The following is a 13,506-nucleotide window of genomic DNA, read 5'->3' on the forward strand; positions in this document are numbered from 1 at the left end:
AATCAATTTCTAAAATTATTTTAAAGGACCATGATGAGAGAGGTGAACAAAAAAGTTCAAGGCAATGTAGATGATTATCTTGAAGAGGAAGATTTTGGGCAGCTTTTAGAGGCTTTTGATAAATCAAGAGAGAAATCTACAACAGAAGGCGTGATCGTAGAGATCAAAAATGATGAAGTTTATGTAGATATAGGTAAAAAATCTGAAGGTATTTTAGCACTTAATGAAATACAAGATGATAATTCTAAATTATTATTTAAAATAGGCGATAATATAAAAGTTGCCATTATAGGTTCTCGTGGTGGCAGATCTTTGCTTTCTCATAAAAAAGCTTTAAGAAAAGAAAAAGTGATTGAGTTTATTAAAAATTATGAAGAAAATCAAGAAGATATTTTCAGTGTAAAAGTAGTGGGTAAAAATAATGGCGGACTCATTGTCGTTGATGATAATGATGTTGAATTTTTTCTACCAAAATCCCAATACGGTTTTAAAGAATCTAATAATATCATAGGAAAAACATTTAAAGTAAAAATCATTAAAATCGATGAAGAAGAGCAAAGCATTATAGTCTCTCGTAAAAAAATTTTAGATGATGAAAGAAAAAAACGTAAAGAACTCATTAATAATATAGCACAACAAGAAGATTTGATCGAAGGTATTGTCAAAAAAATCACCACTTATGGTATGTTTGTGGATGTTGGTGGTATTGATGGGTTGGTGCATTATAGTGAAATTTCATATAAAGGCCCTGTAAATCCTGGAACGCTTTATAAAGAAGGAGATAAAGTCTCTGTTAAAGTAATAAATTATGATAAAGAACGCAAACATTTATCTTTATCTATCAAAGCGGCTTTGCCTGATCCTTGGAGTGAGATTAAAGATACTCTTGATGTGGGTGATACCATTAAGGTAATAGTATCTAATATAGAGCCTTATGGTGCTTTTGTTGATTTGGGTAATGATATAGAAGGCTTTTTACATATTAGCGAAATTTCTTGGGATAAAAATATCAAAAATCCTAAAGATTACATTAGTAAAAGCCAAGAAATTGATGTAGAAGTTATAGAAATTGATCCTAATAAAAGACGTTTAAGAGTATCTTTAAGAAATCTTCTTTCTAAGCCTTTTGATGAATTTATAAAATCTTATAAAATAGGAGATGTTGTTAAAGGTAAAATTACTTCAGTGACTTCTTTTGGTGCTTTTGTAAAATTAGACAATATAGAAGGATTGCTGCATAATGAAGATGCTTCTTGGGATAGAAATGATAAGTGTAAGGATAAATTTACTCAAGGTGATGAAGTACAAGTAAAAATCATCAAAATAGATAAAGAAAATCAAAAAGTATCCTTAAGCACTAAAGAATTAAGTGATTCTCCAGTACAAGAATATGCTAAAACACATAAGATCGGCGATATTGTAAAAGGTGTTATTCGTGATATTAAAGATTTTGGTATTTTTGTAGAATTGAGTAAAAATGTCGATGCACTGATTCACAAAGAAGACATTAGTGCTTCTACTCTTGAAAATTTAAAAATTAATGATGATATTGAAGCGGCTATTATTTTTATCGATGAGAAGAAAAACAGAATTCGTCTAAGCGTTAAAAATCTTGTCAAAATAAAAGAAAGAGAAGCTTTAAATGAAATCAATAATGATGATAAAGTGACTTTAGGTGATATTATTAAAGATCAATTAGCTTAATGAAAAAATATATCACCTTAAGTATTTTAAGTATTTTATTGTTTATCTTGCTTGTTATTGTGTTTATTTTGCTTTGGCAATTTAAGGTAAATGCGGATTTTACTCCTCAATTTGTCAAAGAAATGAATACTCAGCAAAATACTCCCATAAAAAATCAAATTCAAGAGCCTTCTTGGCAAGAGGAATTAGCCCAATGGCCAAAAAAAGATTTTACTCCGGCTGCGGAAAAATTTACTTTGTATTTTGATGCTGATATAAGTGAACTTAAAGAAAAAAATAAATATTATCAGCTTATTATCGGAAAATATGATATTTATTCTATGTTTTGCTTAAGGCAAACTTTGAATTCTTTTAATGTAAAATATTTTTTATTACAATCAGGAAATAGTCCAGAGATCTTTTTAGATACGAGTAATGAAAAACTTATACAAGATATTATGAAAGAATTAAAAAAATATAAAATAAACACGGAAATAAAGGAAATTTGGTTATGAAAAAAAGAATTATAGTTTGTGATGCTATTTTAGATAAGGGTATTGATATTTTAAGAAAGGCTGAAGATATTGAACTTATAGAAGCTGCTAAAATTCCTAAAGATCAATTAATATCAATGTTAGCTGATGTAGATGTTGCCATTACAAGAAGTTCTACAGATGTGGATCTTACTTTTTTAAATCATGCAAAAAAATTGAAAGCACTTGTGCGTGCTGGTGTAGGTGTAGATAATGTAGATATTTCAGAATGCTCTAAACGCGGAGTAATTGTGATGAATGTCCCTACTGCAAATACTATAGCGGCTGTAGAACTTACTATGGCACACCTTTTAACTTCGGCAAGAAGCTTTGTAAATGCGCATAATTTTTTAAAAATCCAAAGAAAATGGGAAAGAGAAAAATGGTATGGCATAGAATTAATGGATAAAACATTAGGGATTATAGGTTTTGGTAATATAGGATCAAGGGTTGCTATTAGAGCTAAGGCCTTTGGTATGAAAATACTTGCCTATGATCCTTATATTTCTTCTTCGAAAATTACTGATTTGGATATGGAACAAGCAAAAAGTTTGGATGAAATTTTAATAAAAAGTGATTTTATAACTATCCATACTCCAAAAACCAAAGAAACCAATGGCATGATAGGTGCTAAAGAAATTGCTAAAATGAAAGACAAGATACGATTGATCAATTGTGCTCGCGGGGGTTTATATGTAGAACAAGCCTTATGCGAAGGCTTAAAAAATGGTAAAATAGCTTGGCTTGGCATAGATGTTTTTGATAAAGAACCTGCTATTGATCATCCTTTTTTAGATTTTGAAAATGTTTCAGTAACTTCTCATCTTGGGGCAAATACCTTAGAAAGTCAAGACAATATAGCAAAGCAAGCTTGTGAGCAAGCCTTAAGTGCTGCACGTGGAGTGGCCTATCCTAATGCTTTGAATTTGCCTATTAAAACAGAGGATTTACCCCCTTTTGTTGCGCCTTATATAGAGCTTGTATCTAAGATGGCTTTTTTTGCTGTGCAAATTGATAAACATCCTATTAAAAGCATTAAATTAGAAGCTGAGGGCAATATCGGTCAATATGCACAGTCTATGCTAACTTTTGCTACTGTGGGTGCTTTAGGAAGGATTTTAGGAGAAAGAATTAATTATGTTAATGCAGAATTTGTAGCTAAAGAACAAGGAGTGGAATTGTCTTATCAAACCCTTCCAAATAGTGGTTATAATAATAAACTTAAGGTCAAAATCATTACAGAAAATTCAAACATTAGCGTTTCAGGAACGGTGTTTAATGAAAATGAACAACGCATAGTTAGTTTAAATGGATTTAAAACAGATTTCAAACCTAAAGGGAAAATGATCATTTTTAAAAACAAAGACATACCTGGAGTCATTGCTAAGATCAGTTCTGTTTTGGCTGCTAAAAATATTAATATAGCTGATTTTAGGCTTGGTAGGGATGGTTTTGGATACGCTTTAGCTGTAGTATTAGTCGATGAAAAAGTGCAAAAAGAAATTTTAGATGAGTTAAGAAAAATAGAGGCATGTGTATTTGTAGAATATGTCGAAATTTAAGATTTTAATCATAGAAGATGATAAAGATTTAAATGATTTATTAGTTTATAGGCTTAATCTTAGTGGATATGAGCTTATTTCTTTATCAGATTTTCAAGGTGTTGAAGATTTGCTTGATAATGAGCAAATTGATCTTTTAATAGTGGATAGGAATTTGCCAAGTGGGGATTCTTTGGAAAAAATTCAAAATTTAAGAGAGCAAGGCTATCAAGAAGAAATCATCTTTCTTACTGCTAAAGCTTTGCATCAGGATTTGCTTGAAGGTTTTAAAAGTGGCTGCGATGATTATATTTGCAAACCCTTTGATTTTAACGAGCTTTTATTTCGCATTAAAGCTATTTTAAAACGTCGTAATAAAGAAGAAGATAATTGATTTTTGGTCATTTTATTTTGGATTTGATTAATTATAATCTTTTTTATAAAAATGAAAAATTAGAAATTTCAAATCTTGAGTATGAGTTATTAAAATGCTTTTTTCAAAACCCCAATACCTTGCTAACAAGGCAATTTTTAAGTGAAAGTGTATGGAAAGATGATACTACAAGGGATAAAACAATCAATATTGCTTTAACAAGATTAAGAAATAAATTTCCAAAATTAAAAGATCATATTATTAGTGTTAGAGGTATTGGCTATAAATTATGCTAAAAACTAAAAATGTTTTTATAGTTTTTTTTAATTTTATTTATCTTTAATTTTTGCTTTTTATGTTTTTACCAATTCTTATCTTAATTTTTTACTTTTAAAGCAATATGAGCAAAAGATCAAAAGCCTTGATGATGTTTTAAGATTTTCTTTTTTAGAGCATTTAAATACAAATAATATTAAAGAATTTGCTAAAAAGACTAGGGCTGATTTTATTCTTTTTAAAAAAGATATAAAAATAAGTTCTGTAAAAAACCCTGATTTTTTCATCAAGCTTAAAGAAGGAGAAATCATAAAATTGCATTCTCAAAAAATCCTTTTTAAAAGCTTTACTTATAAAGAATATAAATATATTATTATTGTTTGTCCTAATTTTTCAAATTTGGAGTTTTTTTGGCTAAATATGGCTGTGAATTTTGGAATATGTTTTTTGTTTGTGTGTTTTTTGATGATTTTTTTAGGTAAAAAAATAACAAGAAATTTTAATAAAATTTTAGATTTTTTAGATTCTATAGGTACTCATAAAATGGTTAGATTAGAAAAGGGTATGTTTAAAGAATTCACTCTTTTAAATGAAAAACTTTTAAAAACTAAAGAGAAAATTTTGAAAAATACTCAAAAAAATCAAAAACAAAATGATAAAATTACTCTTAAAAATATCCAACTTGCAAGCATTATCTCAGCCATTTCACATGAGCTTAAAAATCCTTTAAGTGTGATTGATCTGAGTTTAGAAATGCTTAAGGATAAAAATTTAAAAGATGAGCAGCTAAAATCAGAATTATTAGAGAAAATTTCACGCCAAAGTGTTAAGTTAAATGCTTTAACCTATAAGCTTAATTTTGTTTTTAATCTCAATAGTGAAGCTTTACAAATGCAAGAATTTGATCTTTTTATTTTGTGTGAGAAAATCATCAAAAATCCTGGTTTTGAAAGGGTGGTTTTGCAAGGAGAAAATACCAAGGTTAAAGCAGATGAATTTTTAATTGAACAAGTAATTATAAATTTGCTTTCTAATGCTTTAAAATACAGTCAAAAAGAGGTGATTTTAACGGTAAAAAATCAAAGAATAAAAGTGCAAGATTTTGGTAGAGGTATAGAAAAAGATAAATTAAAATTCATTACAAAAAAATTTTATAAAATTGATGTAAAAAGCGATAGTTCTTTTGGTTTGGGGCTTTTTTTAGTAAAGAAAATTTTAACTATACATAAAAGTTATCTTGAAATTTCTAGTACTTTAGGTTATGGTTCTTGCTTTAGTTTTAAATTCACTTAAGGATAAAAATGGCACTTATAGATTTCATTGAGGTTTCAAAAAAATTTGGAGATAAGATTGTTTTAAATGAAGTTAATTTTAGTGTAAATGAAGGAGAAAAAATTGCTATCATAGGCAAAAATGGAGAAGGAAAATCTACTTTTTTGCAAGCACTTTTAGGAAAGCTTACTCTAGATAGTGGTAGAATAGTAAGGCAAAGTGGAAAAAGCATTGCTATGCTTTCACAAAATGTTGATTTTAATGTCAGTTTAAGTGTAAAAGAAGCCATCAAGCAAGAGCTTGTAGAAATCTATCAAATTTTAAAAGAATATGAAATCTTGCATGAACAATTAGCAAAGGAACCTCACAATAAAACTTATCTAAAACAAATAGATGCATTAAGTGCTTTAATAGAGGCTAAAGATGCTTGGGATATAGAAGCTAAAATAATGCGTATTTTGCAAGAATTTAATCTTTTAGAATATCAAAACCGCGTTTTATCAAGCTTAAGTGGGGGAGAGATACGTCGTATTGGGCTTTGTATATTATTGCTTAAAAATCCAGATATTTTATTGCTTGATGAGCCAACCAATCATTTAGATGTTTATATGACAAGTTTTTTAGAAGACTTATTAAAGTATTCAAAAATGTGCGTCATTTTTATTTCTCATGATAGGTATTTTATCGATGCTGTGGCAGAAAAGTGTGTAGAATTGCATCAAGGAAAGATCCGTATTTTTAAAGGTGGATATACAAAATATTTAGAACAAAAGGCTGAGATTTTAGAAAATTTAAGTAAAAATCATGAAATTCTTTTAAAAAAGCTAAAAAACGAAGAAGAATGGTTAAGAAGGGGCGTTAAAGCAAGACTTAAAAGAAATGAAGGACGTAAAGAACGTATTTTAAAAATGCGAGAAGAAGCTAAAAAAAACCCTTCTGTTATCAAACGTTTAAAACTTGAGCTTAATAGATCAAAATTACATTTTAATGGGGAAAAAGTAGGTAATCGTAAAAAAATGCTTTTTGAGTTAAAAAATATAAGTAAAAATAGTGGAGAAAAAACCCTTTTTAAAGATTTTTCAGCACGAATTATACAAGGAGAACGCATTGGTATTGTAGGAAGAAATGGCTGTGGGAAATCAACATTTTTAAAAATTCTATTAGGAGAAATAAAACAAGATAGCGGGGAAATAAAACGTGCAGAGCTTAAAATAGGGTATTTTGATCAGGCTAGAACTTGGGTTAATTGTGATAAGAGTTTGCTTGAGATTTTTTGCCCTAATGGTGGGGATAGGGTAGAAGTTCGTGGTAAGAATATGCATGTTTATGGGTATTTGAAAAATTTTTTATTTCCTAAAGAATTTTTGGATAAAAGTGTTGGGCTTTTAAGTGGAGGTGAGAAAAACCGCGTTGCTTTAGCCTTGCTTTTTAGTAAAGAATATGATATTTTGGTTTTAGATGAACCGACAAATGATCTTGATATAGATACTATTAATGTACTAGAAGAATATTTGCTTAATTTTCAAGGTGCGATTTTATTTGTGTCTCATGATAGGTATTTTGTCGATAAACTTGCAACAAAACTGTATGCTTTTGAAGAAAATGCTTCTATAAATATTTTGCATATACTTTATAGCGAGTATCTTGAAAACGAAAAAGAAATCAAAGAATGGGATGAATTTATCATGAGTTTTCAAACACAAGAAAAACAAAATCACAATCAAAAAGAAAAAATATCTAAAAAATTAAGCTACAAAGAAAGTCAAATACTAAAAAGTCATCCTGAAAAAATAACCTATCTAGAACAAAAAATATCCCAATTAAACCACCAACTTTCCCATGCTCATATTTATCAAGAATTAGGCGTTAATACACTTTATGAAGAACTTCAAAGCACGCAAAAAGAACTTGAAAATTTAGAAAATGAGTATTTTTTAGTTTTAGAAAAAAGTGAAAATTTATGATTGGAATTTTATGAGTTCATGGTGCCCGAGGTCGGACTCGAACCGACATGAGGTTGCCCTCGCCAGATTTTGAGTCTGGTGCGTCTACCAGTTTCACCACTCGGGCTGCTAAAGAGACGATTATACTTTATTTTAAATTAAAAAATACTTTAAGTATAAAAACTCTTTTCTAAGAGACGATATATAGTGCATAAACTTGAAAAATTGGAATAGTTTTTGCTTTAATATTATTAAAGTGATATTTAAAAGATTTTAACTTTAATATTTTTTTAGAGGGTGGACATGAGAATTACAAATAAACTTAATTTTACAAATAGTGTAAATACTTCTATGGGTGGACAAAGTGCATTATATGATATAACTCAACAACTTGCTTCAGGATTAAAAATACAAAATTCATATGAAGATGCGAGTGTTTATATAGATAATACAAGACTTGAGTATGAAATTAAAACCTTAGAACAAATCAAAGAAGCCACAAGTAGAGCACAAGAAATGACTCAAAATAGCATGAAGGCTTTACAAGATATGGTGAAGTTATTAGAGGATTTTAAAGTTAAAGTAACTCAAGCCGCAAGCGATAGTAATTCTCAAACTTCTAGAGAAGCTATAGCAAAAGAGCTAGAACGCATTAAAGAAAGTATTATTAATCTTGCTAATACTAGCGTTAATGGACAATACCTTTTTGCAGGATCTCAACTTAGCAATAAGCCTTTTGATTCTCAAGGCAATTATTATGGTGATAAAAATAATATTAATGTAGTCACGGGTGCGGGGACTGAAAGTCCTTATAATATACCTGGATGGGATTTGTTTTTTAAAGCAGATGGGGATTATAAAAAGCAAATTACAAGCAATGTAAGCCTTATTGATAATCGCTATAGTGATAAAGTAGAGTATCTAAATGAAAATTCTCAATGGAAGCAATTAATAGGGCAAAATTATACCCAAGATGGAAAACTAGATGTAGAAAAAGATTTTGAAGATAAGGATCAAAAGCTTAATTTTCCTCCTTCAACCCTATATATTCAAGGGGTTAGACCTGATGGAACGAGTTTTAAAAGTGCTGTTTTAATCAAGCCTGATGATAAAATAGAAGATGTATTAAAACAAATCGGTACGCTTTATGGCAATACGCCTAATAATAAAGTAGTAGAAGTAAGTATCAATAATAGTGGTCAAATTCAAATCACAGATCTCAAGCAAGGCAATAATAAACTTGATTTTCATGCTGTAGCCTTCACGCCTCAAACCTCTAGCTTTACAGAAATGAGAGAACTGGATAAATTTGTTAAAGAAAATAATTTAAATATGGATGATATTACTAATTCTGTAATGAGAGAGGCTTTAAACACAAGCAATGGAGATATTACCAATTTAAGAGGCCCTATAACAATAACTTTAAATGGACAAAATGGAGTTAACAAGCAATTTACCTTTGAACTCCATCAAACTGATTTTATTCACAGTAAAATGACAGATACCCAAGGCAATGCAAGTAATGGGGCAGATTATGATAATGTGTATTTTGAAAAAGATGGCAATATAGTTTATGGCAATGTTTCTCAAATTATCAAAGGAAGCAATGCTTATGCTACAGATTCTACAAAGCTTAGTGATGTAATGTCTCAAGATAGCCTTAATGGCACGACTTTAAATTTAAAAATAAAATCTAAAGGCAGGAATTCTTACGATGTCAGTATTAATTTACAAACTTCAACTGTAAGTTTTGCAGATCCTAATAATCCTAATAATACAATCACTTTTCCTATTATGCATACTGATCCTGCAACAGGTAATAGCGGAGTATTAACAGGAGCTAATGAAATTACTTATGGACAAATTAATACTATAATAGGAATGTTTGCAGCTGATAAGATCCCAACTCAAAGCATCACAGCTAATAATGGAAAAATTGATGCTAATAGTTATAATACCTTAAGACAGCTTATGAAAGATTCTAATGCTAGTGTGGATGTAAGTATGGATTATAAAGGTCGCATTAGCGTTACAGATAAGCTTTCATCAAGTACTAATATAGAACTTTCTTTAAGCGATTCTCAAAGCGGACTTTTTCCTAATCCTCCTTACTCAACAACGGCTTCTATGAGTAATGGTTCTAATTTTATCTTTAGTGCTAATAATTCTTTAGTCATTGATGAACCTAATGTAGATATCATAAAAGACTTAGATGCTATGATAGAAGCAGTATTGCATGGAAATATGAGAGCAGATTCTCAAAGCGAAAATCCACGAAATACAGGTATGCAAGGAGCCTTAGAAAGACTTGATCATTTAATGGATCATATTAATAAGCTTAATACAACCATGGGTACTTATCATAATACTATAGAAGATGTAAATACACGATCAAACTTTTTAAGTGTTAATGTCCAAAGCATTAAATCAAGCGTTATAGATATTGATTATGGTGAAGCTATGATAGCTTTAATGCAAACACAACTTGCCTATCAAGCTTCTCTTAAAGCTAGCACAACTTTATCCCAGCTTAGTTTATTAAATTATATGTAAAATTTTATGGTATAATTGCTTCTTGATTTTATTTTTAAGGAAAAAATATTAAAAAAGAAGCCATTTTTACCCTTTCTACATTTATTATTTTTTATCTTTGCCTTTGTATGTTAGCACCTAGTATGGGAGAGTGGGTTTATAAGATTAATTTATTTTTATTTGGAGAATTGGGTTATTATTATCCTTTTTCTTTATTAGTGTTAAATTATTTTTATTATAAAAAAAATTATAAAATAGAAAATTTTAAACGCAGAGAACTTTTTGGTATTTTTTTGGCTTTTTTTTCTATTTTGCTTTTATTTGCTGTTTTTTACAGGGATTTTGGATATATTTTAGAAATAGTTTATAAAATTTTTTATATTATTTTAGGACATACGGGAAGCGGGATTTTTGCTCTTTTACTTTTATTGTTTTCTTTGATTTTATTGTTTCCACAGTTTGCAAAAGAAACTTTAAAAATAGAATTAGATTTCACGCCATTGTTGAAAATAGAACAGGCTTTAAAGGCTTTATTAATGCGTGTTTTTGGTGGTGAAAATGAAAAAGAAGATATAAATAAAATAAATTCCCAAGTCCTTGAAAACAACATTGAAGATTTAAACATACAAACTCATATCCATGATAAAAAAATCAATCCTATAGAACAATTGATTAAAAATAGCAACATTCATGCAAGTAAAAATTCAATCACTACTGCTAAAGAAAATTTTGAAAAACTTAAAAATCAAATTTTAGATGATTTTATAGAAGTAGACAAACAGAGTTTAAAAGAATCAAGAAGTTTTGTTCATGAGTATTCTCAACAAGTGCGTGATTTTGCACAAAAAGCTAGCAGAACAAGAATCAATCTTGATGAAGATTTTAATTTTATTTTAGAAGAAGAGGTAGATATGATTCCTGAACGTTTTTTAAAACCTAAAAAGCCTGAAGATATAGAACAAATAGATAGAAACAATAATTTAGATCTTCCAAGTTATAAGCGTAAAAATATTGAAATTGCAGTGCCTAAACAAGAAAGTAAATCAAAAATTTTTACTAAAGAACTTCAACTTAGAGAAAATTTATTACAAAAAAGCAGATTAGAACAAGAATTTCAAGACTATCAAAATGAAATTTTAGAAAAGAAAGTAAAAGAAGAAATCAAGCAATTAGAAGAATACGATACAAAGCAAACTCTCATACAAGGTAATAAATATAGCCTTAATCCTATAGTAGAAGAACAAAAAAATACATTAGAACAAATTGTAGCTTTAAAATATAAAGTTCAAGAAGAAAATTCTGATAAAAATAACAATGATTTTGTACCTGTTGTTGAAGAATTAAAGCATCCTTATATAGATCCTGATTTTATCAAGGTAAAAAATATAGATGAAATTATCATGCAAGAAAAATCTATACAAAATTCAAATACAACAATCAAAAATGAACCAACTTCATATCCAAAAGATAAAACAATCTTAAGCAAAGAAATTGCAATAAATCAGGCTTTATTACGCGAAATAGAACAAGGCGAAGTAGAAAAGCCTAAAGACTTCATCTTGCCGCCGCTTGATTTTCTTGCTAATCCTAAAGAACACAGACAAGAAATCAATGAAGGTGAAATTGATAAAAAAATTTATCATCTTCTTGAAAAATTACGTCGTTTTAAAATAGGTGGTGATGTTATAAGCACTTATGTTGGACCTGTTGTAACTACTTTTGAATTCCGTCCAAGTGCGGATGTAAAAGTGAGCCGTATTTTGAATTTGCAAGATGATTTGACCATGGCTTTAATGGCAAAATCTATACGCATCCAAGCCCCAATACCTGGAAAAGATGTCATAGGCATAGAAGTGCCTAATGATGAAATTCAAACCATTTATTTAAGAGAAATCTTACAAAGTCCTATTTTTCAAAACGCTAAAAGTCCTTTAACCATAGCTTTAGGCAAAGATATAGTAGGCAATGCTTTTATCACTGATCTTAAAAAACTCCCGCATTTGCTTATAGCAGGAACCACAGGAAGTGGTAAAAGCGTGGGGATTAATTCTATGCTTTTAAGCCTTTTGTATCGTAATTCTCCTAAGACCCTGCGTTTGATGATGATAGATCCTAAAATGCTTGAATTTAGCATTTATAATGACATCCCTCATCTTTTAACTCCAGTAATCACAGATCCTAAAAAGGCTATCAACGCACTTTCAAATATGGTAGCTGAAATGGAAAGGCGTTATTGTTTAATGGCGGAGGCTAAAACCAAAAATATAGAAAATTATAATGAGAAAATGAAACAAAATAAAGGCGAAGAATTGCCTTTTATTGTCGTTATTATTGATGAACTTGCTGATTTGATGATGAGTGCTGGAAAAGATGTGGAATTTTATATAGCAAGGCTTGCGCAAATGGCAAGGGCAAGCGGGATTCATTTAATCGTTGCTACGCAACGTCCTTCTGTTGATGTTGTCACAGGACTTATTAAGGCTAATTTACCAAGTCGTATTTCTTATAAAGTAGGGCAAAAAATCGACTCTAAGGTTATATTAGACACTATGGGTGCTGAAAATTTACTTGGAAGAGGGGATTGCTTATTCACCCCTCCAGGGACAAGTTCTATAGTGCGTTTACATGCTCCTTTTGCAAGTGAATCAGAGATAGAAAAAATTGTAGATTTTTTAAAAGATCAGCAAAAAGTAGAATATGATGAAAGCTTTTTAAACGATCAACAAAATACCAATATACTCACAGATAAAAATTATGAAAGCGAACTTGATGAGCTTTATGAAGAAGCTAAAAGAGTTATCTTAGAAGATGGAAAAACAAGTATTTCCTATTTGCAACGCCGTTTAAAAATAGGCTATAACCGATCAGCAAATATTATAGAACAACTCACGCAAAATGGGGTTTTAAGCCAAGCAGATTCAAAAGGACAAAGAGAAATTTTATAAGTTTTATCAAAAAAAGCCCGAAATAATGGGCTTTAAAATCATTTATCTCTGAGGTTTAACTCAGTGATTAATTTGCTATAAGAATTATAATCTTTTCTTTTAAGATAAGATAAAAACCTTTTTCTTTGGCCTACGAGTTTTAAAAGCCCTAATCTTGAAGAAAAATCTTTTTTATAGATTTTTAAATGTTGGGTAAGATCTACAATTCTTGCAGTTAAAAGCGCTACTTGGACTTCTGTTGATCCTGTATCGCCTGGTTTTTTAGCGAATTTCGCAACTATTTGTGCTTTTTGAGCCGAATCCAAAGCCATAAAGACCTCCTGATTGGTAATTTATTTAAAAATTATAATTGTATCTTAAAAAACCAAAAATAAACTGAATTCATCTTTTTTAAGAACTTTTGCTAAA

Annotated in this window: 7 protein-coding genes, 1 tRNA gene and 2 pseudogenes; 8 read left to right on the forward strand and 2 right to left on the reverse strand. The window is 29.5% G+C overall.

All coding sequences use genetic code 11. The features are described 5' to 3' along the window. Nucleotides 1-33 precede the first annotated feature (33 nt). The 6 genes and pseudogenes from GRQ01_RS03185 to abc-f all read left to right on the forward strand — a co-directional run bounded on the left by GRQ01_RS03185 (nucleotide 34) and on the right by abc-f (nucleotide 7,642). Complete coding sequence (locus GRQ01_RS03185) at nucleotides 34-1,704, forward strand: 30S ribosomal protein S1 (RefSeq protein WP_158334395.1); 1,671 nt, start codon at nucleotides 34-36, stop codon at nucleotides 1,702-1,704. Then, nucleotides 1,704-2,198 carry a hypothetical protein gene (locus tag GRQ01_RS03190; protein ID WP_158334396.1) on the forward strand — a complete coding sequence of 165 codons (495 nt, stop codon included), beginning with the start codon at nucleotides 1,704-1,706 and terminating at the stop codon, nucleotides 2,196-2,198. Before GRQ01_RS03185 ends, GRQ01_RS03190 begins: the two co-directional genes overlap by 1 nt. Beyond that, nucleotides 2,195-3,778: a phosphoglycerate dehydrogenase gene (gene serA / locus GRQ01_RS03195; protein ID WP_158334397.1), complete on the forward strand. Its 1,584-nt coding sequence runs from the start codon at nucleotides 2,195-2,197 to the stop codon at nucleotides 3,776-3,778. Before GRQ01_RS03190 ends, serA begins: the two co-directional genes overlap by 4 nt. Beyond that, nucleotides 3,765-4,426, forward strand: a pseudogene (locus tag GRQ01_RS03200) (response regulator transcription factor). Before serA ends, GRQ01_RS03200 begins: the two are co-directional and overlap by 14 nt. Next, a pseudogene (locus tag GRQ01_RS03205) lies at nucleotides 4,420-5,699 on the forward strand (sensor histidine kinase). Before GRQ01_RS03200 ends, GRQ01_RS03205 begins: the two co-directional pseudogenes overlap by 7 nt. 8 nt (nucleotides 5,700-5,707) lie before the next feature. Beyond that, complete coding sequence (abc-f, locus tag GRQ01_RS03210; RefSeq protein WP_158334398.1) at nucleotides 5,708-7,642, forward strand: ribosomal protection-like ABC-F family protein; 1,935 nt, start codon at nucleotides 5,708-5,710, stop codon at nucleotides 7,640-7,642. Between the two features lie 19 nt (nucleotides 7,643-7,661). Here the strand turns inward: abc-f and GRQ01_RS03215 are convergent. Next, nucleotides 7,662-7,748, reverse strand: a tRNA-Leu gene (locus GRQ01_RS03215). A 176-nt stretch (nucleotides 7,749-7,924) separates the two neighbouring features. Between GRQ01_RS03215 and flgL the strand changes: the two genes are divergently transcribed. Together flgL and GRQ01_RS03225 are read left to right on the forward strand one after the other, a co-directional pair. Next, a complete protein-coding gene (gene flgL / locus GRQ01_RS03220; protein WP_158334399.1) occupies nucleotides 7,925-10,174 on the forward strand; it encodes a flagellar hook-associated protein FlgL in 2,250 nt (749 codons plus the stop codon). Nucleotides 10,175-10,281: 107 nt separating this feature from the next. Next, complete coding sequence (locus tag GRQ01_RS03225; protein ID WP_158334400.1) at nucleotides 10,282-13,098, forward strand: DNA translocase FtsK; 2,817 nt, start codon at nucleotides 10,282-10,284, stop codon at nucleotides 13,096-13,098. Nucleotides 13,099-13,136: 38 nt separating this feature from the next. Here GRQ01_RS03225 and rpsO read toward each other — a convergent pair whose 3' ends face one another. After that, a complete protein-coding gene (gene rpsO, locus GRQ01_RS03230) occupies nucleotides 13,137-13,409 on the reverse strand; it encodes a 30S ribosomal protein S15 (protein ID WP_158334401.1) in 273 nt (90 codons plus the stop codon). Nucleotides 13,410-13,506: the final 97 nt, after the last annotated feature.

The organism is Campylobacter bilis (assembly GCF_016806695.1).
In the GTDB taxonomy this organism is placed as follows: Bacteria; Campylobacterota; Campylobacteria; order Campylobacterales; family Campylobacteraceae; genus Campylobacter_D; species Campylobacter_D bilis.

What these genes read in the sequence shown, in the direction of transcription:
- serA (WP_158334397.1), top strand. Translation starts at nt 2,195, where the DNA reads ATGAAAAAAAGAATTATAGTTTGTGATGCTATTTTAGATAAGGGTATT.
- rpsO (WP_158334401.1), bottom strand. Translation starts at nt 13,409, where the DNA reads ATGGCTTTGGATTCGGCTCAAAAAGCACAAATAGTTGCGAAATTCGCT.
- GRQ01_RS03225 (WP_158334400.1), top strand. Translation starts at nt 10,282, where the DNA reads ATGTTAGCACCTAGTATGGGAGAGTGGGTTTATAAGATTAATTTATTT.
- GRQ01_RS03190 (WP_158334396.1), top strand. Translation starts at nt 1,704, where the DNA reads ATGAAAAAATATATCACCTTAAGTATTTTAAGTATTTTATTGTTTATC.
- flgL (WP_158334399.1), top strand. Translation starts at nt 7,925, where the DNA reads ATGAGAATTACAAATAAACTTAATTTTACAAATAGTGTAAATACTTCT.
- GRQ01_RS03185 (WP_158334395.1), top strand. Translation starts at nt 34, where the DNA reads ATGAGAGAGGTGAACAAAAAAGTTCAAGGCAATGTAGATGATTATCTT.
- abc-f (WP_158334398.1), top strand. Translation starts at nt 5,708, where the DNA reads ATGGCACTTATAGATTTCATTGAGGTTTCAAAAAAATTTGGAGATAAG.